Below are 24,214 nucleotides of genomic sequence, written 5' to 3' on the forward strand. Positions count from 1 at the left end.
CTTATATCTGATTCTAATATAATCTGCTATCTTTAATATATTTCTAAATTAAAACAATAAAAAACTATGTCATCTTTATATTTAAAAAGAAAACATAGTTAAATAAAGCTAAAGTCATAAATACCTCTTTAACTAAAAATAAATTCTCTTTTCAAACAATGGAAGGCTAGCATGTTTCCATATTAACCCGAGGCAATATAATTTGCCTGGCTAGATATCATAGACCTTAATCCTTAGATATGTTAGCTTGAGAATATTAAATTTTATTTATTGTAACATTTAATTAATTGTTCATACTCTTCTGGTGTATTAATATTTTTAAAAACATCGTCTGATAAATCTGTATCCTCCAATAATAATTCAACAAAATTACTATTACGAATTAACTTTAAAGGCTTGTATTCCTTATTATCTATCAATTCCTTCATATAAGGAATTACATTTTTTGAATATATAGCACCCAAAGGATATAATAATCTATTTTTAGAAAAAAGTACTATATCTATGTTATTTTTCATATTTGCTTGTAACTCATTTATTAACTCCTTATTTATAAAAGGCATATCGCATGCTGTTATAAATAAATAATCTTCTTTGCAGTTTTTAAGAGATGAATACATTCCTCCCATAGGGCCAATATCATCGTAGATATCTACTATAACTGATAATCCCATTTCTTCATATTTTTTAATTTCTTCTGAAGAAAACTTTTTGTTAACCGATAAGTATATATTGGAAAAACCTTCCAAGACACCTACTATTTGTTCTAAAAAAGTTACTTCATTTATTTTTAAAAGTCCTTTTACATTTCCTCCCATACGGCTGTTTTGTCCACCCATAAGTATTAAGGCTCCTATGTCCACAGTATCACCTCTAAATCTCCATTAAAAATTTCTATACTCATTTACCAAATCCACAATTTGGATAGTGGCATACATCACAGTTTAAACATAAACCACCTAAGCCTAATTTGCTCAAATCATCTTTAGTAATTTTTTCATCCGCCATAACGCGAGGCAGAATCAAGTCAAATACTGTTCTTTTAGCGTACATAACACATCCTGGAAGCCCTATAATTGGTATATTCCCTTTATAGTATGATACTAACATCATTGCTCCTGGAAGTACTGGCGCACCATAACTAACAATATCTGCCCCTGTATCCTTTATTGCTTTTGGCGTTTTATCATCAGGGTCAACACTCATTCCTCCTGTACATAAAACCATATCTGCTCCATTTGAAATAAATTCTAAGATTGCATTTGTTATATTTTCAGGGTTATCATTCACAATAGTTTGTCCAAGCACATCCACATCAAATTCTTTTACTTTTTCCATAATTACGGGCCCAAAAGTATCTTCTATCCTGCCATAAAATACCTCATTACCAGTCGTTACTATACCAACTTTCTTATGTACAAAAGGCTTAATACTAAGTATAGGACCGTCACTACATAGCTCTTGTGCTTTTTTCATTTTTTCTTCTTCTATTATTAATGGTATTATTCTTGTCCCCGCTAATTTATCTCCCTTTTTTACAGGAAAATTCTCATGTCTTGTTGCTATCATCATTTCACCAAGAGAATTTACTTCTCTAAGCTTATCGATATTTATTTTTAATAAACCATTTATACTTGAAAAAAGTTCTATCTTTCCTTCTTTTACATCTGATTCTTCCATATATTCATTTTTGCATATATCTCTTAATATGATTGCTGCCTCATTTTCATGAAGCATGCCCTCTCTTTTTTCCCATACATACAAATGATCCTTACCTAGAGATAGTAAAGTATTTATATCTTCTTCTTTTACTACATGGCCTTTTTTAAAAGCGACTCCCTTTACCTTATCCTTAACTATTTGTGTTATATCATGGCATAAAACGTGACCTACTGCATCTTTTGTTTTTATTTCTTTCATTATTTTCATTCCCCTCTATGAATTTATAACCCATTTTCTACTACATAATTTTGCGTATAAAAAAAGACAGATTATTACTTCATATCGTATATATACTAAATAAGAATATATATAATATATTTAGAATCTGTCTAAATTATCTTACTCTAAAAATGTCGTTTAAGTTCTTATAAAAACAAACTTCTTAAATAAATTGTAATTATTACAATTTTCATTGTCAATTTAATAATCTTAGTTTATAAAAAATTACTTAAATCCTAGAATAAAAATAATTCTTTATTGTTAACAATAAAACTTTGATGCCCCTGCTAACTGCCTCTTTGAAACAATTTTAGCTAAATTTTCTAATACAGCAATAGTTGTTTCTTTAAAGCTAACAACAAATACAAATTTGAAATCTGTAAATTCATCATTAATGCTATAAATATCGGAACAACATCTTATGTTATCAACTAAGTAGATTTCTTGTAGTTCTGCCTCAATTTCATCCGTAGTATCTTTTAAGAAGGCTCTCACATCTTCAAAGAATAACTCAAAAAATGATTCATCTATATCACCAGCTGATTCTTCAATAAGCTGCTTTGCTAACTCTTTTGAAAATATACTTTCAGCAAGTTTACAGTCAAAAACCATTATATTTTTTTGATTTATAGTATTTGATATATCCTGTACAAAATCTATATCTTGTCTAATTCCTAGAATATCCTTAACTTCTTTACTATTAACATTAAATTGACCTTTTTTATTCTTTAATTTAAGTTGTATCATAATCTCCCGCCTCCTTTTCTAATAATTAAAACTTGATTACATATTATTAATTAATCTTTTTATATGCTCCCAATCTTTAACTTTAGTTATATTGTCATGTTTTATATCTTTATTATAATTAGCTTCTAATAAAAATACCCTTACTCCTCCCTGAGCTAACTGCAGGGCGTTTAGAGGATTATCCTCTATAAATATATCACATTTTAACTCTTTAGCCTTATCTATTCTGTAATCGATACCTAACATATAAATTTCTATGCTAGATAATTCATTTTTTCCAACCATTTTGTAGTTACATCTTGTAATTCATTTCCCCTTGCTGTAACAAAGTATAGATTATTTTTCTTATTCAGATCCTCTATAATCTTCTTTGCTCCATCTACAATTTTAGCCTCTTCATATGAATGCATATATTTATCATGAAATTTTTTAATAAACTTCTCATTATCTTCATCATATAACTTAAACCAGTTAACTATAGTACAATCTTCTTCTTTGATATTCCTATTATACATTTCATTAAGGTAAAAAATGAAATGGTACAGGCTAGTTATTGTTCTGTCTATATCTATACAAATATTTAAATTATTCATTCTATCCCATCTTTGTGAAAAAGTAATTATATCATATAAATAAGTATAAATCAAAAGCACTGGAATAACTATATTATTAAATAAAAAATCCTATGGTTATATAGAAACAACCACAGGATTTTTTATTTATTCTTCATTAATTTTTTCTTTTAGTCTATCTATTTTATTCTTAAAGCTAGCAATTTCTTTATCTGATAATTTTAGATATTCAGTTATCTTATTTATATAAATAGGATTCTTTGTATCTATTAAATTCACGGAATTTTCCATAGCTATAGTTCTTAATTCATATGTTTTCCTTACATTTATTCTCGCCCTATCTAACTCCTGAGTATACTCATCTTTAGATAATGTGGGCACTTGCATATTATCATATATTTTTACTACATCTTCACACATTTCCTTTGCATACAACACATCATTTTTTATTTGAGTTAAATTAGCTAAACTTTTCTGCAAATTACTTGTGTAAGGAAGACATTCTCTCATAGGTGTTAAAGCAGCCTTTTCAATAGAGTAAATATCTTTTCTAAATTCATCTATTTTTTGCAAATCCGATTTTTTCATAGTTTTATTATTTGCCACAGGCTCTATATCATATTGATCCAGATAAGTTTCCAATACTAAATCATTCTCATAATCTAAGGTATCTTCAAGAACCCTAATACCACTTAAATATATATTTGTAATTACCATTGTTGTTGATAAAACAACATAAATACTTCCATAAATACAGGCCCTTTTAAAACTTTTATAGTTTTTAAACAGAACTGTAAGTGGTATAAGATATAAAAGTATGAATACTAATATCCATCTCATTTATTAACACTCCTTTTTAAATTAAGTAAAATTGCTAATATTCCCCACTTTCTAATTTCTTAGGCATTATGTTTTATAGTATTTACATTTTTTTGATTTCTTACTCTATTATTTTTATTGGTTTAAAATTTATATAGTCGCTTGAAGCTAATATATATTCTACATTATTTCGTTTCCCTTTTAAGCCCATCTCAAAAGAATCTTTCCCATGAAGATGACCATATATAACTTTCGTTACGTTATACTTTTCAAAAATCTTTGTAAATTCCGACTCCTCAAGCTTATCATTAGTAGGTGGATAGTGAGTTATTACTATTAATTCTTTACAACCATCTTTTACAGCAGCCTCTAAAGACATTTTTAATCTTAATTGTTCTCTTTTATATATTTTCTCATCATCTTTATCAAATTTCACTTCATTAGGACAGAGCCAGCCCCTAGTTCCACAAATTCCTATATCTCCATATTTATAAAAACTATTTTGTAAAAATGTAATTTCTTCATAGCTTGTTCTTAATTTGCTTAATGATGACCACCAAAAATCATGGTTTCCCTTTATAAATACCTTCTTTCCTGGTAGTTTATTAATTGTATCTAGATCTTCTTTTGCTTCATTCATATTCATAGCCCAAGAAGTATCCCCTAGTACCAATACTGTATCATCATTGTTTACAATTTCTTTCCAGTTATTTATTATTTTATTTTGATGATTGTCCCAATTATCTCCAAATATATCCATAGGCTTATTTACTGATGTGGAGAAATGGAGATCACCTATTGCATATAAACTCATACTTTCATCCTTTCTTATGTTTAAAAAGCCGCCTTAAATTAATTAAGACAGCCCCCCACTAATCATCTATTCTCGTATTTTTATAATACTGTAGTATCTGTTCTATTTCTTCTTTTAATGCTACAATTTCTTTAATATCTTTTTGACTATCTACTCTATCTAGTCTCCTTTGATAGTTTATAGCCCTACTAATTTCCCCTAAATCATATAATTCTTGTACCTTACTTAAAACTTCTCTAATTGTAAGTGATTTAGCTTGATACATCACCTGGGCTTTCATTATTTCTTCTCGAATTTCACTCATTTCTTGGTCTAATAAAAATGCAGCATCTGCAGCTCTTCTAAGTCTATTTGCCACATCTTCTGGTATGTAATGTTCATATTTATATTTTAAAGAATGCTCTATAGTAGCCCAAAAGTTCATTGCTAAAGTTCTTATTTGAATTTCGCATAATATTTCTTTGTATCCAGCTATAGAGTTAATTGGGTAATTGATTATGACGTGATAACTTCTATATCCACTATCTTTAAAATTTGTAATATAATCTTTTTCGTATACTATAGTCATATCAGTTCTTGATTTTATTAAATCTACTAAAGTATATATGTCCTCTACAAACTGACACATAATTCTTATTCCTGCTATATCTTCAATTTCTCTTTCAATATCTTCAGCTTCTAATCTATTAGCCTTTGATATTATAGATGATATTTTTTTTGTTCTCCCTGTAACAAATTCTATTGGAGAATATTCACCCTTTGTAAGAAATTCTTTTCTTATATTTTTAAATTTTACTTTTAGTTCTTCAACTGCATGTTCATAAGGAGCTAATACTTCATCCCATTTTTCATACTTCATATTATTCACCCTTTATACTAGTTTCAAATCATATATATTTTAACATAATTTATTCTTTTTTAGAATAATAAAGCACTTCTCCCAACTCTATACTATAATCTATCTGATTCAAATCACATAAGTAACTAATTATAGATACTATGCTGCTTCTAAAATAATGATATTCTGTATAGTTACAACTTAAGTTATTATTAATTATTATATTTTTTAATATATTATCTATGGTTATTGGTGATTTTAGTAAATCTTTTACTTGATTCACATAATTGTTAACGGCACTTATATGATTATTTATAATCCCCTGGCTATCTATCTTAGAATAAATTTCTTTATCATGTCCTAAAACCATATATTCAAAATCAATATCTTTTATCTTATTAACAGAATTTAGATATTCCTTTACATCGTACAATAAAAGTAAATCAAATTTCTTTAGCATTTGACTTCCTACAAATAAATCCCCTACAAATAAAATCTTATCATCTGTCAAAATACCTATACTTCCTTCAGTATGACCGCTTAGTTTAATTATTTCAAATTTTCTATTATTTAATACTATCTTTCCTTCCTCAATTATATCATCAACCTTGGTCGCATGACTCTCTTCTGAAGACTCTTTAAATTTCAAAAACTTATTAGCTTTTCCTCCTACAGTATAATCTGCAAATTTATTAGGATTATCTATAAATATTTTAGCTTCTGAAGATGACAGTATCTGAATATTATTATTAAGCTTTTTTAAATTACTGGATCCTTCATAATGGTCACCATGCTCATGAGTATTAATAATATATTTTATAACCATATTATTTTCTTTTAATAGCTCAATCATCTTTCTTTGTTTTATACCATAACGCCCTGGATCTATTATTAAACAATTATTGTTATCTAATCTAATTACCCCTGTGTTTGTACCACCCTTAATGTAATAAGTGTCTCCTTTTATATTTATTAACTTCACTTACCCCACCTGCCAATTCTTCTATTTAATTAACATTCTTTTCAATCTGCCTATTGTTCTCTTAGATATATTTTTCTCTTTAGAAATCCTTACTTTAATATTATAAGACATATTTTGGTCTAATAGTGAATCGATAAAATATTCTACAATTCCTCTATCTCTAAATTCTATATCTATAATTCCTTTCGAAAATAATCTAGAATCTAGAACCATTACATTATCAACAAAGTTAAGCCTTTCACTTTTAGATAGATATCTAGTTTCTGGTATGAAATCTTCACAATATTTTATTTTATAATTTACAACTTCATCACTTATATCAAATCCATATTTACCCTTAATTATATTTTTATACTGTTTATTCTTTTCAGTTATATCTTTTAGATTTTTATTATAATCTTCTTTTTTCCAATGACCAAACAATCTACAATTTAATGGTCTCACATCATAAATTCCACATCTATTATTTTCATCTTTAAAAGGACAACATTTCTTCTCCATAAACTCCATAAAATAATAATCCATTATTCTATCAAGAGATTTTTTTCTTAACTCATGCTTATCTTCTAAATAGTTATATATATTTAAAAATTCTATTAAATTAACACCCACAGATTCCATACAACAAATTCCACAACCTGTACACTGCCCCTTGGGTAACGTTTCATATATATTATTAAGTTCATCAAATAGTTGATTTTTTTTAGCATATTCTATACTTTTTAAAATATCTATATTATTTATACTAGCCATTGTACATTCTCCTTGTTATAATTATTAAGTTAATATAAAAACTTATTATATCACATTTATTACTATAAATTGTAGGAGGTATCTTACTAAATGAACAGATATACAAAGATTATCAATATGATGGAAAGTTATTTCACTAAGGATTTTGACAAAGCTAAAAAAGGAATAACTAAAACCAGAGAAGTAAAAGAAGAAACTGTTAAAAAAGCTTTCTTAAAAGGAAATACTGAAGTTTTAGTTATTTTAGAAGATTCAGGCCGTGAAATACTTATCGACGACTTTTCTTCAGATGAAGATATAAAAAAATATTTAGGTGCTTCATTTATAAATCCTAAAAGATAAAAAATAAAAAGTTCGAAGGTTAACAAAACTTTCGAATTTTTTTATGTATAAATTTTCATTACAAAGACAATAATACTAATGTAATTTAAATATTTAACTCAATCTCCCCCAATATAAGCTTTCATTCCCCCAGTGGAAGCTACGTTTTTTGCTAAATAGAGAAGGATAAATTTATTCTTCTCTATTTTTTTGTAATTAAAACAAAATTCTGCTGCCAATTTAGCAAGTATTAAATATATAAATTAAACTTTAATTGATATATTATGATAATATGACTTATATTGTATATTAAATATATAGATACAAATACTTATTTACGAGGTGAAATAATGATTGAAATAGGAAACTTAAAATTAGATAGTGATTTTGATTATAGGATCATAAGAGAAGAAGCTAACGATTTAGACTTGTATATAGATATAAATTATAGATGCGTAGACATAAACGTGGGAGAATCGCAAATATTTAATTCTAGAGTACAATTTCCATATGTTAGGTCTATACTTCTAAGAATTAATAAGGAGAGTCACTTAATGACTGTACACCTTATGAGAGATATAGATTTATTTTCTGCTTTTGCAAACTTTGAGGTTGATTATTCTAATAGTATTTTTAAGATCAAGAATTTTCAAGAAAAAGTAATTATAAGTAAAAATTAATATTCAAAAAAATAAGGGGGCCTTAACAGGCCCCAGTTTTTATTTATCTCTTATTTATAATTCAATTGTAATCCCAAAATTTTCTCACGTCAAGAAATTTTCTGAATATTTTAAATTTTTTGTTTTGTATTCATTATTTTATATATATTGATAAATTTATAACATTCAAACTTATATCTTATAATTATTCATTCTTTGTTATTACATTAAAAATATTAGACAATAATAAAATTATCATCTATTAATAGATTATTGTCACTCTAGCCAACATTTTGATATAATTATTATTATATAAAATAATATTGCATATTAATTTTCATATGTGATTTTAATAAAAATACAATGAGTTAATTACTATTAGTAATTTATGAGAGGAGTTTTACATATGAGTTTATTTGTTTTCGGACATAAAAGTCCTGACACTGATTCAATATGCTCAGCAGTATCATTAGCATATTTAAAAAAACAATTAGGGGTTGAAGCTAAAGCTTATGCTTTAGAAGAACCTAGAAAAGAAGCTAAGTTTGTTTTAGACTACTTCAAGGTAAATGCACCAGAAGTATTACCAGCTGGGGCAATAAAGGGACAAAATGTTGTTTTAGTTGACCACAACGAGGTTGCACAAACTGCAGATGATATAGCAGAAGCTAACTTAGTAGAAGTAATAGATCACCACAAAATAGGATGCCTTTCTACTGACCTTCCAATATCAGTAAGAATAATGCCTGTTGGATGTACTTGTACAATAATCTATAACTTATATAAAGAAAACAACGTAGAAATACCTTATGAAATAGCTGGATTATTATTATCTGCAATATTATCAGATACATTAATATTCAAATCTCCAACTACTACAGAAAAAGATAAAGAAGCTGCTTTAGCATTAGCTGAAATAGCTAAAGTTGACTACGAAAAATACGGAATGGAAATGTTTAAAGCTGGAACTTCTTTAGAAGGATTCTCTATAGAAGAAATAGTAAACATGGACTTCAAAGAATTCGACATGAGTGGCAAAAGAGTTGGTATAGGACAAGTTATGACTTTAGATATAGATGCCGTTTTATCTAAAAAAGAAGAGTTCTTATCTTACATAAATGCAACTGAGTTTGACATGTTAGTTCTTGCTGTAACTGATATAATAAACGAAGGTTCTTATTTAATCTACAAAGGTGAAGATAAAGTAATATCTGAAGCTTTTGGTGTAGATGCTTCTCAAGGTGTATTTGCTGAAGGTGTTGTTTCAAGAAAGAAACAATTAGTACCTAAATTAACTGATGCGGTTAAAAATATATAATCAAAATTGTATAACTAGGAAATAAAAAATGACACAGATTAATCTGTGTCATTTTTTATTTTGAAAGTATTATAGAATAGTACTTTCTTTATAAAATATTTTTCTGCTCATTGTTACAATGGTTTATTCATTCTGGTGTTTGTGTTTATATTTTTAGGATTTACTTTAAATATTGTAAATGATGTAGCACCAGTTGTAAATAGTATTTATTTCTATTTATACCATTTACTACATTTTTTCTACTTCTGGATAGTCTACACCGAACTTTTCAACTGTCATAGTTTTTATTTTTTGATCAGCTTTAGGTCTGTCTCCTCTATCAACTGGAGTATCAGCTATTTCATCTACTACATCCATTCCTTCTATTACTCTACCAAATCCAGCATATTGTCCATCTAGGTGTGGAGAGTTTTTATGCATTATGAAGAATTGAGAACCAGCACTATTTGGCATCATAGTTCTTGCCATAGAGATTACCCCTCTCTCATGTCTTAAGTTGTTAGCGAACCCATTACTATTGAACTCACCTTTTATTGAATATCCTGGCCCACCCATTCCAGTTCCTTGTGGGCATCCACCTTGAATCATGAAACCTCTTATTACTCTGTGGAATATAATTCCATCATAGTAATGGTTATCTATTAAGCTTATAAAGTTATTTACTGTATTTGGAGCTATATGAGGATATAGTTCAACTTTTATAGTTTTTCCATTTTCCATTTCTATAGTTACTATAGGATTTTTATTTTCCATATTTTTACCTTCTTTCTTTAGTTGTTATGTATTTTCATATATTATTATATACTAAGTTGTAAAAAAATAACTACTCTATTATTTTTTTACCATGCTTAAAAACAGTTTAATAAAATATCTGTGGATATCTTAGCATTTCTATCCACAATATCCACATACCTTAAAATTCATTTTTATCCACTATATTACAAAGTTTTTATTTGTACATATAAAAAAAACATTACGTTTTATAATCATATTATCCACATAGTTATCCACTTATCTACAGCTTATCAACATCTTATTCAACCCTTATCCACATTTTCAAAAACAATTTACAGAATTTTTCATCATTATTTTCTTATATTTGATAAAATCCGACAAATGTTTTATATATATTGTAGTGATCTTCTACACTTCCAAGTTCTCTTACAGAATGCATAGATAAAATTGGACTTCCAATATCCACAGAATTAATGTCTAAATGTGTTGATGAAATAGGCCCAATTGTTGATCCACCTCTCTCATCAGATCTATTTACGAATTGTTGATATTTTACTCCACATTTTTCACATATACTTTTGTATATTCCTGCCGAAAAAGCATCACTTGTATATGATTGATTTGCGCTAATTTTTATTACAGGCCCACCACCCATTACTGGTCTATTTGTAGGGTCATGTTTTTCAACAATATTAGGATGAAGAGCATGAGCCAAATCTGCCGATATCATAAAAGATGAATAAATAGCTGAAATGAAGTCTTCTCTGTCTTTTTTCAAACTTATACAAATTCGTTCCAATAGGTTTAGTAACATATTGGAATCAGCTCCTTGTTTTGTAGAACTTCCTACCTCTTCATTATCAAATATAGCAACTACATTTATACCTTTTTTACCTTTTGAATCTATTAAAGCATATAAACTAGCATGTGCCATAGACAAGTTATCTAACCTAGAAGAAGATATAAACTCTTCATTTGGACCAATTATGCTTCCTTTTTCATATTCATATAAATATAAATCAAAATCAAGAATATCTTCTTTATTTATATTTAATGCTTTACTTATTTCCTTTAATAGAAACTCATCTTTTTCTAATGTTTCATTTAGTAATCCTACTAGAGGTAGTGTATCTTTTTGTTTGTTAAACTTATAACCATCGTTTACTGTTCTATTCATGTGAATAGCTAAGTTTGGTATTATACAAATTGGTCTATTTATATTAATTATTTCTTCTCTTGGACACAATATATCTTCAGATTTTAATACTACTCTACCTGCAATTGATAATGGTCTATCAAACCAAGTACTTAGTATTGATCCACCGTAGCCTTCAGTATTTAATTTTAAATAAGTATTTTCCACAGTCATTTCTGCATCAGGTTTAATCCTAAATGTAGGTGAATCACTATGAGACCCTATTATTCTAAAGCCTTCTTGCATATTGTCAGAATTTACTACAAAGGCTGTTAAAGAAGATGCATTCTTTGTTATAAAATACTTTCCTCCAACTTTCAGTTGCCATTTTTCATTCATTTTTAATTCTTTAAATCCATTTTTCATTAGTAAATCTTTACTAGTTTTTACTGCATTAAATGCAGTTGGACTATTATAAATATAATCTATTAAATTCTCGGCAAATTGTTTTTTCATAGCTCCTCCTATTAAACTAAGTCTAAAGTTGTATATTCTTTATTTATAGTTTTTATACCCTGATTATCGAATGCTATAGTAACATCTGGACCTTTTAAGGCAACTACTGTCCCTAGCCCAAACTTAGGATGATGTACCTTAGCACCAAGTTTCAAGTCGTCTATGTTGCTTTCATTTGATGTATTTTTTATAGTTGCATTTGCTTTTTTAGCTGCTTCAACCTTGTTCATATTATTCATCTTGTATTTTTGAGTATATTTATCAAGTATATTATAATTAGCTTTTGAAAAAGATAATTCTTTTTGTTCTTTATTTAATCTTTCTATACACTCATCTGGCAACTCTTCTATAAATCTAGATGCGATTGAAGGATTAGTTCTACCATATAGAGTTCTCTTTCTTGTCAATGTTAAGAATAATTCTTCCTTTGCCCTAGTTATTCCAACGTAACAAAGCCTTCTTTCTTCTTCTATATCGCTATCTTTCATAGATTGAATAGCCCTAGAAATTGGGAATATTTTTTCCTCCATTCCTGCTAAAAATACAACCGGGAATTCAAGACCTTTTGATGAATGTATAGTCATTAATGAAACTCTATCTTCTTCTTCTTCTTCATTATCTGGTTCTGCATTAAGTGCAACATTTGTTAGGAATGATTCTAAACTCTTATCATCACTTGAACTCTCAAACTCTAGGGCAACTGATATAAGTTCTTGTAAGTTTTCTAATCTATCTTCCCCTTCATTGTTCTTTTCTTTTAACAATTCATCCTTATATCCTGTTATATCTAATACTTTTTCAATTACTTGGCTAACAGTATATATTCCTGTAAAACTTCTTAGTGTGGACATTAAATCTACAAATTCACTTATACTTGCTCTAGCTTTTCTCGATATATCTGAGTTATCTTCTATATCAATAAGTACGGAATAAATACTTTCTTCTTTTAAACTAGCTCTGTCTTCTATTTTTTCTATAGTTCTAAGTCCTATACCACGTCTAGGAACATTAATTATTCTTTTTAAAGATACATCATCCTGAGGATTTTGTATTACTCTAAGATAAGCTATAATATCCTTTATTTCTTTCCTTTCATAGAATTTTATACCACCATAAATATTGTATGGTATCCCCGCTCTATTTAAAGCATCTTCCACAGAACGAGCTTGGGCATTGGCTCTATATAAAACTGCAAAATCTTTGTAATCTCTATCTTCATATCTTTTCATATATGAAATAGTATTTATTATGAAATCACCTTCTTCAATTTCATTTTCTGCCAATTGAATTTTTATTAGCTGCCCTTCCTTTTTATCACTCCAAAGTCTTTTTCTTTTTCTTTCTGTATTATTAGCAATAACATGGTTAGCTGCATCCAATATTACTTGTGTTGACCTGTAGTTTTGCTCAAGTTTTACTATTTTAACATTATCATAATCTCTTTCGAATTCAAGAATGTTTCTTATGTCAGCGCCTCTCCAACCATAAATACTTTGATCATCATCTCCAACAACACAAATATTTTGATGTTGCTTAGCTAATAATTTTATTAACTCATATTGAGCTTTACTTGTATCTTGATATTCATCGACCATTATGTATCTAAATTTATTTCTATAAAAGTCTAATACATCTGGACATTCTTTAAATAACTCAACTGTTTTCATTATTAAATCATCAAAGTCTAGTGCACTATTTCTTTTTAAACGATCTTGATATAGGGCATATATTTCCCCTACTTTTGTTTTAGATATATCTCCTTCATTTAATTTTAAATACTTTTTAGGAGAATATAGTTTATCCTTTGCATTAGATATGCAACTTAATACATATTTAGGGTCAAAGGCTTTATCACTAATGTCCAACTCTCTCATACAGTCTTTAATTAAAGTTACTTGGTCTGGACTATCATATATAACGAAACTTCTGTTATAACCTATTTTATTTATACTTTTTCTAAGGATACGAACACAGCAAGAGTGGAATGTTGTAATCCACATTTCTTTAGTATCGGTTCCTTCCAAAGTTTCTTCTACCCTTTCCCTCATCTCATTGGCAGCCTTATTAGTAAATGTTATTGCTAATATATTTTCGGCTTTAACATCCTTATCTTCCATAAGATATCCTATTCTAGTAGTTAAAACTCTAGTCTTTCCTGACCCAGCTCCAGCAAGTATTAATACAGCGCCTTCTGTATTCTCTACTGCTTCTCTCTGAGCGGGATTTAATTTTTCTATTATATCTGAAATCATATATATCCTCCTATAATGCTCATATAAATATATTTTAATCTAATTCTGATTTTTCTTCAAATTTCATAATACTATAATAATTCCCATGAATAAATTATAAAATACTATTCCTCAAAAAAAGGCCTTAGGACTTTGGAGAATCCTAAGGCATAGGTTAAGGGTTATTCTATTTTCAAACTATTTTGAAATAAAATAGGTTGAGGGCAATTTAAAATTCACTTCGATCATATAAATGAAATAGCTTCGTTACCACTTTAAGCCACTATGTGAGCGCTATGATAATATAATTTCATTATATGTAAAAAGTGCCTAACTTCAAGTTAGGCACAATATCTTCAAATAAAAATTTTTATTAAGATATTTCTCCTTCCCCGAAGAAATGGCTTTATATTATAGGCAGGTCTCCTGGCTCTGCTTCATCCTACTTCTTTTCCTTCCCATGTTTTCCACAGTGGTTAAAAGTTTCGTCCACATTACAGTAGCGGGGGCTGCAAAGGTATCTCACCTTTTTCCCTATTAATCTTAAACAAGAACCTAAAATATTTTAATTAATTTAATTTTGAACTAATATAATTATAGCACATAAATAAAATAATTTGTTATTTTTTACCAAATATTTCGATATATGTTTTCCTAAAATATTTTAATTTTTTATTATTTTCTTCAAATACATAGCAACAATATCTGCAAATCTTTCTATATCCTTAGTATAAATAAAGTCTTTGCCATAAATCATTTTTTCTGCATCTAAATCGCTTTCTTTGCCAGTAAAAACTCCCAGTACAAGTATACCTTGCTTTCTTGCTTTTCTAACTTCTAAAGCTGTGTCTTTCACTCCAATAATACCTTTATATGATGCTTCTCCTCTTAAACTTCTAGATCTATCTTTCCCAATTTTCACATCATTAGGCTTTCCATCACTAAGAACTATAAGAATTTTATTTTCTTCTTCTCTTTCTATTAAATCATCACAAGTTGCCTTTATTGCTAGTCCATCTCTATTATTTCCTGCTGAAAAATATTCGAATATATTTTCACAAGAATTAATATCATCGTTATAATTTCTATATCGTTTCAATATGGTGTAATCTAAAAAACTTAGATATCCCATAACCCTATTTGGAATACCTACAGAAGTTAATGCCATAGCAATTATATATGCTTGTATAGCCACATTAAATTGATTTCTACTTTGTGAGCCGCTGGCATCTAGCAATATATCTATTACATATTTTCCTTTTTCATTTCGTATATCTTTATAAAATACTTTGGTATTATTACTTCTTCCTATTCTCCATGCCCTATTGGCACAAATAGTTCCTCCATCAGAATAAATTCTATCAATAGCACTTTCTTCTACTAATATTCTTGATATACTTTCCTTTAGTTTATTAATGCTTCTTTTATGTAATTTAATATTATCTCTATATTTATATAAATTATTTTCTTTTTGCCTAGTAACATATTTTAGTTGAAAAGCATTGTTACATTCACTACGCAATACTCCATCTGTGAAGTGAATTCTACATCCCTCATGAATACCTCTACAGTGTTTAGTTTCAAATTTTTTCACTTCACTTTCACTCAAAAAAGTTTTTCCATAGTAATATCCTACCTTGTCGTAAATTTTTTGAGCCATAACTTCATCCACATAAATTATCCTATTTGGTGATTTTTCTAAATCTCCATAGCCCATTTCACCTAAATTTTCAACTAACATAGAATTACTTATATTATTAATTTCACTTTCTATAGCTTCTGTTTCTTCATCCATATATAACTCTTCATACATAAAATCTGAAAAAGTATCAAAATCTACATTTACATTTTCTATATCTTTCTCAATTACTTGAGAATTTTCCATTTGAGAGTTCATTATAACTTCAAAATAAGTTAAATAAATTTCATCCAGCCTTTTTAATATAGTCATTAAATCATCATTACAATCAATAGCCTTTATATCTCTAATTATTCTTCTAGTTAAACCATCCACTACAGGATGCCTGTCCATAGCTTGAAGAATAAAAGTATACCTTAATGTCTGTAATATATCTTCCTTATGAATTTTACTATAATTCACAAATACATCTTTGTAAGCTTTGCTTCTTATTTCTGCTACACCTGGTCTCTCATTTATTACCTTATCTTCTACTATAGAGTTAAGAACTAGCTCAATTAAGGTATATAATATATCCTTATTATAGGATTTTTTTATTCTACTCATTAGGTATTTTTTTATTATATCCCAATCCAAGTACTTCCTTCTTGCTCCAGCAATTATACCAAAATATAAAGAAACATCCTTAGATGAATAATCTTTTTCACTGGAGTCTATATCTTCATCATACATACCAGAAACAGTCCAAGCCAAGTTATTTACTCTATTTTCAAACTCATAATTGTTATATATCCAATTAGTATTCACACTCATGCTCTCACCTACTTTAGGTTATTTTAAATTAGGAAATATATCTTTGCTTTCCCATTTTTCTGGTATTCTTGTTCTAATAATATCCTCAACAATTTCTTTTTCATAAATATCAAAAGTCTTTCCTGTAAGACCCATATTTATAGCAAGAGTTGGTCTAAGTCCTCTTTTAATAGTTTTTAAAGCTCCTATTAATCCTCTTAAATCTATTGCTTTTGTAGATATTTCTCCATTTTGTGATTTTAATTGTAAGTCCAAGAAAATTCCTGCAAATTGGTTTAGCTTTTCTGAATCTGTGCAAGGAAACTCTCTTTGCAATATCATCATTAATTTATCTTCATTTACTGCTGGTATATCTATTACTAAAAATCTAGAAACTAAAGCTTCGTTTAATTCCTTTGTTCCTGCATATTCATAATTCATAGTGCCTATAAATCTAGTAGCCGGATGAAGATTTATTCTTTCATATCCAGGCACATCTATAACCCTTCTATAGTCTAATGCCGAGTGGACCACAACTATGGCATCATTTTTTGCCATGTTTATTTCATCAAAAACTCCAAAACCACCATGAAGCGCACATTCATATACAGATCCCCTTCTAAGTTTTACTTCATTATCAATGAAAGTATCTGTTCCAATTAGTGATGAACTGTCTGTATTTATATGAAAGGACGTATTCCACTGTGGTCTCCCGAATATCTCTGATAAATTATCTGAAAGTAAGTTTTTACCCGTAGCCTTTGGTCCAGATAGTAATATATTTTCTTCTTCTAAAATAGCAGATATGCACATAGACAATATATCTTCTCCAATATAGAATGCTGGTGATTTTGTTACTCTATGCTCCACTTCTTTATCGACTTTAAATTCTTTTCTAAAATGTAATACATCCTCTATAAGAGAATCACTTACCCCTTGAATTTTTAAGTTTTCTATTATATCCATAATAATCTCCTTTTGTAAGTAATACTTGTTATTATTATATCCTTTTAATTTGTTTTCTAATTAAAACTATTTAGTTTTTGCACTTAATAAAAGTATAGTATATTTGTTTAAAATTAAGTAATGTTTTTAGTATTTTATATAAAATCAAAGGTTATAAAATTAAATTTCTCACCTTTAACTAATTACAAATATTTTTTTAGTACTTCTATACCTTTATTTATTTCATCATATGTAATTACTAATTGCGGCAGAATTCTTATAACATTTTCATCTGTTTTTAAGAATAGTACTCCTTCTTCAATACACTTATCTATTATATCTGGTGCATTAACATTTAGCTCTACACCTATCATAATACCTTTTCCCCTTACCTCGATAACCTTATGACTATTAATATTTTTGATGTAATTCATTATATATTTTCCCTTAAATTCAGCTTCTTCATAAAAACCTGGTGTTTCTATTTCATCAAAAACTACTGATACTGCTGTCATTGCAATGTATTTCCTCCAAAAGTTAAACCATGATCTCCTGGATGTAGCATATCACTTGTTTTTTTATTCGTTAAAACTCCACTTATCAGAAGCCCCGCTCCTATACCCTTATCAAGAGCTACTATATCAGGTTGTAAATTATAATGATTATAAGCAGATAATTTTCCAACTTCTTCCCATACTACATTGAACTTCATCAAATATAACAAGAATATCTTTTTCATGACAAATTTTTATTACTTCTTTTAATAATCCTGGAACGTCGGTAAGTAGTATTAATTTTTATGCTTTCAATTCCTTTGCTATGGCTGATGCTGCCAAATCACCGTTAATATTATAAGAATTCCCATACTCATCCACAAAAGCCTAATGCATTTCCACCTTTGCTATTTATTTTTAAAACAAAATCCTTATTAACCTTTCCTGAGAGAACCATTTAAACCACTTCCATAGTATCTTCATCTGTATATATAAGAACGTTTATAAATTCTTTTTTCATATTTAATTTATCTAAAACTGCATTAATTTCTTTTCCTCCACCATGAACTAAAACCACATTTATTCACACATAGCTCATCAGTATGATATCTTCCATAACAGAATCTTTTAATCTATCATTTTGCATTGCTGAACCACCGTATTTTACTACCATGGTTTTACCACTATATTTTTCTATATATGGTAAGCTTTAAACTAAAATTTTAGCTTTCTCATCATTAATCATTTTTTAACTCCATAACTTCCATTTATTCTTACATACTCATAAGTCAAATCACATCCCCAGGCAGTTGACCTTTCTTAACCCATATGTTGTACCTCATCTTTTAATCTAAAATCCGCAACTTTCTTTCTTTTTTAATACATCTATTACAAATTTTTCACTAACTCCATGTGGTAGAGCCATAAATAAAAAATCACAATTATCTATGACTTTTTCATTTTCCATACACTTAATTTTATAATTTTCTCCTAAATTAGAATAAATATCATTTATATATTCATCAATAAATAAATTTGCCCCTAGAGCACTTATTTCAACATCAGAATGATTTGATAGCAACCTTATAAGTTTCACTCCAACATACCCAGTAGCTGCTATAATTCCAACTTTCATTTTATCCATTTATATTTCTCCTTATTTATTTACATTAAAAAAGCCTCTCAGTAAAATTACTAAGAGGCGAAAATCCGCGGTACCACTCTAATTAACAAAACTCACTATGTTCGTATCGGCAACGATATATCCTCGTTACCACTTCAGATAAATCCTTTGATATAAATCCTTTGATCAAAATTCGCTTCGTATAATACTCTTTGTCTAACAAATAAGTTCTATTCACTCTATCTTTTAAGGCAAGATTACCTATTATGCTACTATCTTCTTCACTGGATTTACATATTTTGTATTTATTAATGAATAATATACGTATTTTAAACACCTGTCAATATTTTTTGATTATTTTTCTAACTTTTTATTTGCTTATAAATTTCATTTCTAATTTTACTAAATATCTTATGATATAATAAACATAATATGACTCATATTATAATTAAATAAAAATTTTAAATTAATTGAAAGGATTACATATGAAAAGTTTTAAATTATATCCAGAGATACTTACTTTTGATAAGTGCGAAGAATTTTGTTCAAAATTCAATATAAATAAAAATGATCTAATAATAACAAATGAGTATATCTATAAACCATTTTTTGAGGCCTTCATTAAAGACGCCACTATAATATATAGAAGAGATTTTGGTAGTGGTGAACCTAGTGATGTAATGGTTGAAAAAATTTATAATCAAGTCAAAAATATTGATTATAAAAGAGTTATAGGAATCGGTGGCGGAAGTATATTAGATGTAGCCAAACTTTTTGCTTTAGAACAAATCACACCAGTATGTGACTTATTCGAAAAGAAATTTGAGCCTGTTAAAAATAAAGAATTAATACTTATTCCAACAACCTGTGGTACTGGTAGTGAAGTTACTAATATATCTGTTCTTCATTTAAGCTCAATTAATAGTAAGTTAGGTCTTGCCCATGATGAAATTCTTGCTGACTATGCTGTATTAATACCAGAATTATTAAAGGTATTACCATTTAAAGTTTTTGCTGCCAGCTCAATTGATGCTCTTATTCATGCAATTGAATCTTTTGTATCTCCAAAGGCTTCTGTTTTCACGGAAATGTACTCTGTAGAATCTATGAAAATGATTTTAAATGGATTTAAAAATATTGTAGTTAATCGAAAAGATGACTTAAATAATCTTCTATATGATTTCTTAATTGCTAGTACTTATGCAGGTATCGCTTTTGGTAACGCAGGAACTGGTGCTGTTCACGCAATGAGTTATCCTTTAGGTTCAGTTTATCATGTCCCTCATGGAGAAGCTAATTATGTTTGCTTTACAGAAATATTTAAAACATATAAAAAATTAAATCCAAATGGAAAAATTAAAAGACTTAATAATATTTTAGTAGAAATTCTTAATTGTTCTGAAGAAGAGGTCTTTGAAGAGTTAGAGAAACTACTTTACAAAATACTTCCAAAGAAATCTTTAAAAGGATATGGAGCCACTGAAGAAGATTTGCTACTTTTCACAGACAATGTGCTTACTAAACAAGGAAGACTCATGTCAAATGCTTATGTTACCTTAGACAGAGATACTATTTATAATATTTATAAAACTTTATATTAAAAAATAAGAACCTAGCCACGTGGCTAGGTTCTTATTTTTTAGAAACGTAGTTGCCTGAAGCGACGCAAAGGTATCTCGTTGGCGACATGAGCGAATCGAATTTTTTTATAATTCAAAATAAGTCTTATCATTTAATTTATTAATTACAGCAAAATTATTATCTACTTCTATTTCAGTGATAGAGCAATTATCTATTCTAAAATTCCAATGATATTTATAATCATCACACAATAAATAAGAAATTATATTTCTAATTGTACCTCCATGAGAACAAATGAGTACAGTTGAATTTTCATTATCACTTATTATTTTCTTCACTTCATGTCTTACCCTTATAAAAGTATCTACTAAACTTTCACCATTAGGATACTTGTATTCAAATCCTTCTTTTATCATTTTTTCTATTTCTTCTGGGTATTCCTTTTCTATTCCTTTAAACGAGAGACCTTCAAAATCACCAAAATTTATTTCATTCAATTGACTTCTCTCTTCAATTTGAATATTCTTAATTTCAGCCAATTTTTTAACTGTTTCTTTAGTTCTAGAAAAAGGCGTTGTATATATTCTATCTATATTTTCATCTTTTAAATATTGCGTAAGCTTATTAGCTTGCTCATTACCTTCTTCACTTAATTTGCTATCTGTAAGCCCAGAAAAAGCTCCTCCTTCATTACAAATAGTTGTACCATGCCTCACTAAAATTAACTTTATCATTTCATCACCTTAAATCAGAATAACTATATAGGAAAATAATAAAAATATTAACTCTCCTAGTTCAATAGTACATCCTAATATATCTCCTGTTACACCATCAATTTTCTTATAAATATGATTTTTAAATAAATAATCAAATATCATTACCACCACAATAGATAGCAGTAGTATTATAATATTAAAATCAGTAGATAAAAATATAAACTTACTAATAGCTACAATAATCACAATAGTATGTACTATGGCAGTTATAAACATACCTAAAGTTGCCTTCCCAATAAATATGTTACCCATACCAACTTTCCTTGGTGTGACAGTCTTGTAAAGCATAATTATAACTCCCAAGCGAGATATCATAGGCATAAATATTATCAAATACATAAGGTTACTATTGATTGCAGAATTTAATAATCCTATTTTTATTAATACTAAAAATAGGATTGCTAAAAGAGAGTTTGTTCCCAGCCTAGAATCTTTCATTATTTCCAACATTCTATCTTTATCTCTATTACTATATATGGCATCAAAGGTATCTCCTAAGCCATCAATATGTAAACCACCCGTTAATATAACCTCTCCTGCAACAATAAGTATTGATGTTATAAATGGATCAAATATTCTAATTGCTAAACTTCCTATAAAAAAAGAAATCAATCCTATGACAAATCCAACTAGTGGAAAATATACTATAGATTTGTGGAACTCTTCATCAAATCCTATATCTGCTTTAATAGGTATTCTAGTCATAAATTGTAGTAATCCTATAAATCTTTTCATAATTATCCCTTCACTTTCATAGGAATTCCACTTACAACAAAATAAACCTCATCACTATATTTACTTATTAATTGATTAGCTCTACCAACAAAATCTCCATAGATTCTAGACAATTTATTTTCTGGTACAATTCCCATTCCAACTTCATTAGTTACTATTACAAAATATAAATTTGTTTGCTTAACAGCTTCTAGTAATTTATTTATTTGATCTTTTATATAGTTTTCCAATTCATTTAATTCTTCAGAAGTAGCTTCATCTACTTCTATTCCATAAGTAAACATCAAATTATTAACCATAAGAGTAACACAGTCCATTATTACTGTGTCATGAGTTTTATCCAATTCTTCCACTATTGAATATATATCTTTATATATTTCATAGGTCTTCCATTCTTTTGGTCTACTTTCTTGGTGTTTTTTTACTCTATTTTTCATTTCGTCATCAAATGCTATCGATGTGGCAATATATGCCGTTTTATTATTCTGTTTTATACAAAGAGATTCTGCAAAATTGCTTTTTCCTGATCTTGCTCCCCCTGTAACTAAAATGATATTGCTCATAAATGTTCTCCTTTAGATATTTATCTTCCCATATCTATTTCATCAAATGTCGCCATATTTTTATATACATAATTTGCAGCTTCAATTATGTTAAAAGATAATGCTGCTCCACTTCCTTCTCCTAATCTCATATCCATATCTAAGAATGGTTGTAACCCCATAATATCTAGTGCTTTTTTTGTCCCTGGTTCTGCAGATAAATGAGATGCTATCATATAATCCTTTGTATTTGAATTAATATGATAAGCTAACAGTGCTGCTGCATAAGATATAAATCCATCTAATACAACAGGTATTCTATTGGCTGCACACCCTAAAATCACACCTGCCATAGCGCCTATTTCGAATCCACCCACCTTAGATAAAACATCTACTGCATCTTTTGGATTAGGTTTATTAAGCTCTATAGATTTTCTTATTACTTCGGCTTTGTGTTTAATCAATTCTTTCTTTAAACCTGCACCTATACCAGTAATCTCTTCTGGATCATAATTTCCAAAAACTGAAACTATAGCTGTAGATGGTGTAGTATTTGCTATTCCCATTTCTCCTATACCAATTAATGTATAGTCATCTTGTATACATTTTTCTGCCATTTCAATTCCTATAGATATACACTGTTCAGCTTCTAATCTAGTCATAGCAGGTCCTTTTGCCATGTTAGATGTTCCTTTTCTTATTTTATAGTCAACTACACCTTCTATTTTTTCATCACAATTTATTCCTACATCAACTGCTAATACATCTGCTCCTACAAATTTTGAAATTGTTCCCACACCATTTATTTTTTTAGGGAAGTTTTGAAATTGTAATATAGTAATATTTTGAGGATCTGGTGCTACTCCTTCTTCGTAAACTCCATGATCTGCTCCGAAAGCTATTATAACTTTTTTTGATGTATCAAAATATTTTCTACCATATATCCCAGCCAGTTGGGCACAAATATTCTCCATCTTACCTAAGCTTCCTGTAGGTTTTATAAGTCTATTTAATCTCTCTTCTGCTTGTTTTATATATTTCTCTTCTAATGGATAAATATTTCTTGATATACTTTCTATTAAATTCACTGTTGCTATCCCCCTTATATTTTTTGTTTTTGTAATTTATTTAAAATGTCTCTTATTTATTATGTTTCATACAATAATTATATTGTTATATATAAAAACTATCTAGTATTTTGTGTAT

Annotated in this window: 24 protein-coding genes, 1 pseudogene and 2 riboswitches; of the genes and pseudogenes, 4 read left to right on the forward strand and 21 right to left on the reverse strand. The window is 28.1% G+C overall.

Annotated features, from left to right (window positions below; genetic code table 11):
• Positions 1–128: 128 nt before the first annotated feature.
• Positions 129–265: riboswitch (molybdenum cofactor riboswitch) on the reverse strand.
• The 10 genes from mobA to QX51_RS13455 all read right to left on the reverse strand — a co-directional run bounded on the left by mobA (position 264) and on the right by QX51_RS13455 (position 7,466).
• Positions 264–863 (reverse strand): molybdenum cofactor guanylyltransferase, encoded by a 600-nt coding sequence (mobA, locus tag QX51_RS13415; RefSeq protein ID WP_039680408.1) that lies wholly within the window; start codon positions 861–863, stop codon positions 264–266. It overlaps the preceding riboswitch by 2 nt.
• A gap of 37 nt (positions 864–900) precedes the next feature.
• Entirely contained in the window at positions 901–1,920 is a 1,020-nt protein-coding gene (locus QX51_RS13420; protein ID WP_039680409.1) for a molybdopterin-binding protein, read from the reverse strand.
• A gap of 282 nt (positions 1,921–2,202) precedes the next feature.
• Complete coding sequence (locus QX51_RS13425) at positions 2,203–2,688, reverse strand: hypothetical protein (RefSeq protein ID WP_039680410.1); 486 nt, start codon at positions 2,686–2,688, stop codon at positions 2,203–2,205.
• 36 nt (positions 2,689–2,724) lie between these two features.
• Complete coding sequence (locus QX51_RS21245; RefSeq protein ID WP_242842743.1) at positions 2,725–2,973, reverse strand: hypothetical protein; 249 nt, start codon at positions 2,971–2,973, stop codon at positions 2,725–2,727.
• Positions 2,943–3,281 (reverse strand): hypothetical protein, encoded by a 339-nt coding sequence (locus QX51_RS21250; protein WP_242842744.1) that lies wholly within the window; start codon positions 3,279–3,281, stop codon positions 2,943–2,945. Before QX51_RS21250 ends, QX51_RS21245 begins: the two co-directional genes overlap by 31 nt.
• A gap of 126 nt (positions 3,282–3,407) precedes the next feature.
• Positions 3,408–4,100 (reverse strand): hypothetical protein, encoded by a 693-nt coding sequence (locus QX51_RS13435; protein ID WP_039680411.1) that lies wholly within the window; start codon positions 4,098–4,100, stop codon positions 3,408–3,410.
• 100 nt (positions 4,101–4,200) lie between these two features.
• On the reverse strand, positions 4,201–4,893 hold the full coding sequence (locus QX51_RS13440) for a metallophosphoesterase (protein WP_039680412.1): 693 nt from the start codon (positions 4,891–4,893) through the stop codon (positions 4,201–4,203).
• A 58-nt stretch (positions 4,894–4,951) separates the two neighbouring features.
• On the reverse strand, positions 4,952–5,752 hold the full coding sequence (locus QX51_RS13445) for a GTP diphosphokinase (RefSeq protein WP_039680413.1): 801 nt from the start codon (positions 5,750–5,752) through the stop codon (positions 4,952–4,954).
• Positions 5,753–5,801: 49 nt separating this feature from the next.
• A complete protein-coding gene (locus QX51_RS13450; protein ID WP_039680414.1) occupies positions 5,802–6,713 on the reverse strand; it encodes an MBL fold metallo-hydrolase in 912 nt (303 codons plus the stop codon).
• 21 nt (positions 6,714–6,734) lie between these two features.
• Positions 6,735–7,466 carry a YkgJ family cysteine cluster protein gene (locus QX51_RS13455; RefSeq protein WP_039680415.1) on the reverse strand — a complete coding sequence of 244 codons (732 nt, stop codon included), beginning with the start codon at positions 7,464–7,466 and terminating at the stop codon, positions 6,735–6,737.
• A gap of 90 nt (positions 7,467–7,556) precedes the next feature.
• On the opposite strand from QX51_RS13455, the gene QX51_RS13460 reads away from it, so the two are divergent.
• The 3 genes from QX51_RS13460 (at position 7,557) to QX51_RS13470 (ending at position 9,764) form a co-directional block, all read left to right on the forward strand.
• Positions 7,557–7,808: a hypothetical protein gene (locus tag QX51_RS13460; protein WP_039680416.1), complete on the forward strand. Its 252-nt coding sequence runs from the start codon at positions 7,557–7,559 to the stop codon at positions 7,806–7,808.
• Between the two features lie 329 nt (positions 7,809–8,137).
• A complete protein-coding gene (locus QX51_RS13465; protein ID WP_079764792.1) occupies positions 8,138–8,467 on the forward strand; it encodes a hypothetical protein in 330 nt (109 codons plus the stop codon).
• Between the two features lie 385 nt (positions 8,468–8,852).
• Positions 8,853–9,764 (forward strand): manganese-dependent inorganic pyrophosphatase, encoded by a 912-nt coding sequence (locus QX51_RS13470; protein ID WP_039680417.1) that lies wholly within the window; start codon positions 8,853–8,855, stop codon positions 9,762–9,764.
• Positions 9,765–9,992: 228 nt separating this feature from the next.
• On the opposite strand, the gene QX51_RS13475 is transcribed toward QX51_RS13470, so the two are convergent.
• The 7 genes and pseudogenes from QX51_RS13475 to QX51_RS13510 form a co-directional block, all read right to left on the reverse strand.
• Positions 9,993–10,517 (reverse strand): peptidylprolyl isomerase, encoded by a 525-nt coding sequence (locus tag QX51_RS13475; protein ID WP_039680418.1) that lies wholly within the window; start codon positions 10,515–10,517, stop codon positions 9,993–9,995.
• 340 nt (positions 10,518–10,857) lie between these two features.
• A complete protein-coding gene (locus tag QX51_RS13480) occupies positions 10,858–12,150 on the reverse strand; it encodes a M18 family aminopeptidase (protein ID WP_039680419.1) in 1,293 nt (430 codons plus the stop codon).
• Positions 12,151–12,161: 11 nt separating this feature from the next.
• Positions 12,162–14,402, reverse strand: coding sequence for a DNA helicase PcrA (gene pcrA, locus QX51_RS13485; protein ID WP_039680420.1), 2,241 nt, complete (start codon positions 14,400–14,402; stop codon positions 12,162–12,164).
• 378 nt (positions 14,403–14,780) lie between these two features.
• Positions 14,781–14,955, reverse strand: a riboswitch (cobalamin riboswitch).
• A gap of 90 nt (positions 14,956–15,045) precedes the next feature.
• Positions 15,046–16,833, reverse strand: coding sequence for a vWA domain-containing protein (locus tag QX51_RS13490; protein ID WP_039680421.1), 1,788 nt, complete (start codon positions 16,831–16,833; stop codon positions 15,046–15,048).
• A gap of 18 nt (positions 16,834–16,851) precedes the next feature.
• The gene (locus QX51_RS13495; RefSeq protein ID WP_039680422.1) at positions 16,852–17,778 is read right to left on the reverse strand and encodes an AAA family ATPase; all 927 of its coding nucleotides are present in this window, start codon (positions 17,776–17,778) and stop codon (positions 16,852–16,854) included.
• Between the two features lie 182 nt (positions 17,779–17,960).
• Positions 17,961–18,496 (reverse strand): annotated as a pseudogene (locus tag QX51_RS21825) (aminotransferase class III-fold pyridoxal phosphate-dependent enzyme).
• Between the two features lie 605 nt (positions 18,497–19,101).
• Complete coding sequence (locus QX51_RS13510) at positions 19,102–19,395, reverse strand: hypothetical protein (RefSeq protein WP_039680423.1); 294 nt, start codon at positions 19,393–19,395, stop codon at positions 19,102–19,104.
• Between the two features lie 464 nt (positions 19,396–19,859).
• Between QX51_RS13510 and QX51_RS13515 the strand changes: the two genes are divergently transcribed.
• Positions 19,860–20,975, forward strand: a complete 1,116-nt coding sequence (locus QX51_RS13515; protein WP_039680424.1) for a 4-hydroxybutyrate dehydrogenase — start codon at positions 19,860–19,862, stop codon at positions 20,973–20,975.
• Positions 20,976–21,080: 105 nt separating this feature from the next.
• On the opposite strand, the gene QX51_RS13520 is transcribed toward QX51_RS13515, so the two are convergent.
• Genes QX51_RS13520 through cobT form a run of 4 tightly spaced genes read right to left on the reverse strand, consistent with a single transcriptional unit; the run spans position 21,081 to position 24,096 of the window.
• Entirely contained in the window at positions 21,081–21,689 is a 609-nt protein-coding gene (locus tag QX51_RS13520; RefSeq protein ID WP_039680425.1) for a histidine phosphatase family protein, read from the reverse strand.
• 9 nt (positions 21,690–21,698) lie between these two features.
• Positions 21,699–22,466, reverse strand: a complete 768-nt coding sequence (cobS, locus tag QX51_RS13525; RefSeq protein ID WP_039680426.1) for an adenosylcobinamide-GDP ribazoletransferase — start codon at positions 22,464–22,466, stop codon at positions 21,699–21,701.
• A 2-nt stretch (positions 22,467–22,468) separates the two neighbouring features.
• Positions 22,469–23,029, reverse strand: a complete 561-nt coding sequence (gene cobU / locus QX51_RS13530; protein WP_039680427.1) for a bifunctional adenosylcobinamide kinase/adenosylcobinamide-phosphate guanylyltransferase — start codon at positions 23,027–23,029, stop codon at positions 22,469–22,471.
• 20 nt (positions 23,030–23,049) lie between these two features.
• Positions 23,050–24,096, reverse strand: coding sequence for a nicotinate-nucleotide--dimethylbenzimidazole phosphoribosyltransferase (cobT, locus tag QX51_RS13535; protein ID WP_039680428.1), 1,047 nt, complete (start codon positions 24,094–24,096; stop codon positions 23,050–23,052).
• Positions 24,097–24,214: the final 118 nt, after the last annotated feature.

It is taken from the genome of Terrisporobacter othiniensis (assembly GCF_000808015.1).
Taxonomy (GTDB): Bacteria; Bacillota; Clostridia; order Peptostreptococcales; family Peptostreptococcaceae; genus Terrisporobacter; species Terrisporobacter muris.

Bases quoted from the DNA above. Each gene is read 5' to 3' on its own strand.
- QX51_RS13420 (WP_039680409.1), bottom strand. From the start codon at position 1,920: ATGAAAGAAATAAAAACAAAAGATGCAGTAGGTCACGTTTTATGCCAT.
- QX51_RS13425 (WP_039680410.1), bottom strand. From the start codon at position 2,688: ATGATACAACTTAAATTAAAGAATAAAAAAGGTCAATTTAATGTTAAT.
- QX51_RS21245 (WP_242842743.1), bottom strand. From the start codon at position 2,973: ATGGTTGGAAAAAATGAATTATCTAGCATAGAAATTTATATGTTAGGT.
- QX51_RS21250 (WP_242842744.1), bottom strand. From the start codon at position 3,281: ATGAATAATTTAAATATTTGTATAGATATAGACAGAACAATAACTAGC.
- QX51_RS13435 (WP_039680411.1), bottom strand. From the start codon at position 4,100: ATGAGATGGATATTAGTATTCATACTTTTATATCTTATACCACTTACA.
- QX51_RS13440 (WP_039680412.1), bottom strand. From the start codon at position 4,893: ATGAGTTTATATGCAATAGGTGATCTCCATTTCTCCACATCAGTAAAT.
- QX51_RS13445 (WP_039680413.1), bottom strand. From the start codon at position 5,752: ATGAAGTATGAAAAATGGGATGAAGTATTAGCTCCTTATGAACATGCA.
- QX51_RS13455 (WP_039680415.1), bottom strand. From the start codon at position 7,466: ATGGCTAGTATAAATAATATAGATATTTTAAAAAGTATAGAATATGCT.
- QX51_RS13460 (WP_039680416.1), top strand. From the start codon at position 7,557: ATGAACAGATATACAAAGATTATCAATATGATGGAAAGTTATTTCACT.
- QX51_RS13465 (WP_079764792.1), top strand. From the start codon at position 8,138: ATGATTGAAATAGGAAACTTAAAATTAGATAGTGATTTTGATTATAGG.
- QX51_RS13470 (WP_039680417.1), top strand. From the start codon at position 8,853: ATGAGTTTATTTGTTTTCGGACATAAAAGTCCTGACACTGATTCAATA.
- QX51_RS13475 (WP_039680418.1), bottom strand. From the start codon at position 10,517: ATGGAAAATAAAAATCCTATAGTAACTATAGAAATGGAAAATGGAAAA.
- QX51_RS13480 (WP_039680419.1), bottom strand. From the start codon at position 12,150: ATGAAAAAACAATTTGCCGAGAATTTAATAGATTATATTTATAATAGT.
- pcrA (WP_039680420.1), bottom strand. From the start codon at position 14,402: ATGATTTCAGATATAATAGAAAAATTAAATCCCGCTCAGAGAGAAGCA.
- QX51_RS13490 (WP_039680421.1), bottom strand. From the start codon at position 16,833: ATGAGTGTGAATACTAATTGGATATATAACAATTATGAGTTTGAAAAT.
- QX51_RS13495 (WP_039680422.1), bottom strand. From the start codon at position 17,778: ATGGATATAATAGAAAACTTAAAAATTCAAGGGGTAAGTGATTCTCTT.
- QX51_RS13510 (WP_039680423.1), bottom strand. From the start codon at position 19,395: ATGGATAAAATGAAAGTTGGAATTATAGCAGCTACTGGGTATGTTGGA.
- QX51_RS13515 (WP_039680424.1), top strand. From the start codon at position 19,860: ATGAAAAGTTTTAAATTATATCCAGAGATACTTACTTTTGATAAGTGC.
- QX51_RS13520 (WP_039680425.1), bottom strand. From the start codon at position 21,689: ATGATAAAGTTAATTTTAGTGAGGCATGGTACAACTATTTGTAATGAA.
- cobS (WP_039680426.1), bottom strand. From the start codon at position 22,466: ATGAAAAGATTTATAGGATTACTACAATTTATGACTAGAATACCTATT.
- cobU (WP_039680427.1), bottom strand. From the start codon at position 23,029: ATGAGCAATATCATTTTAGTTACAGGGGGAGCAAGATCAGGAAAAAGC.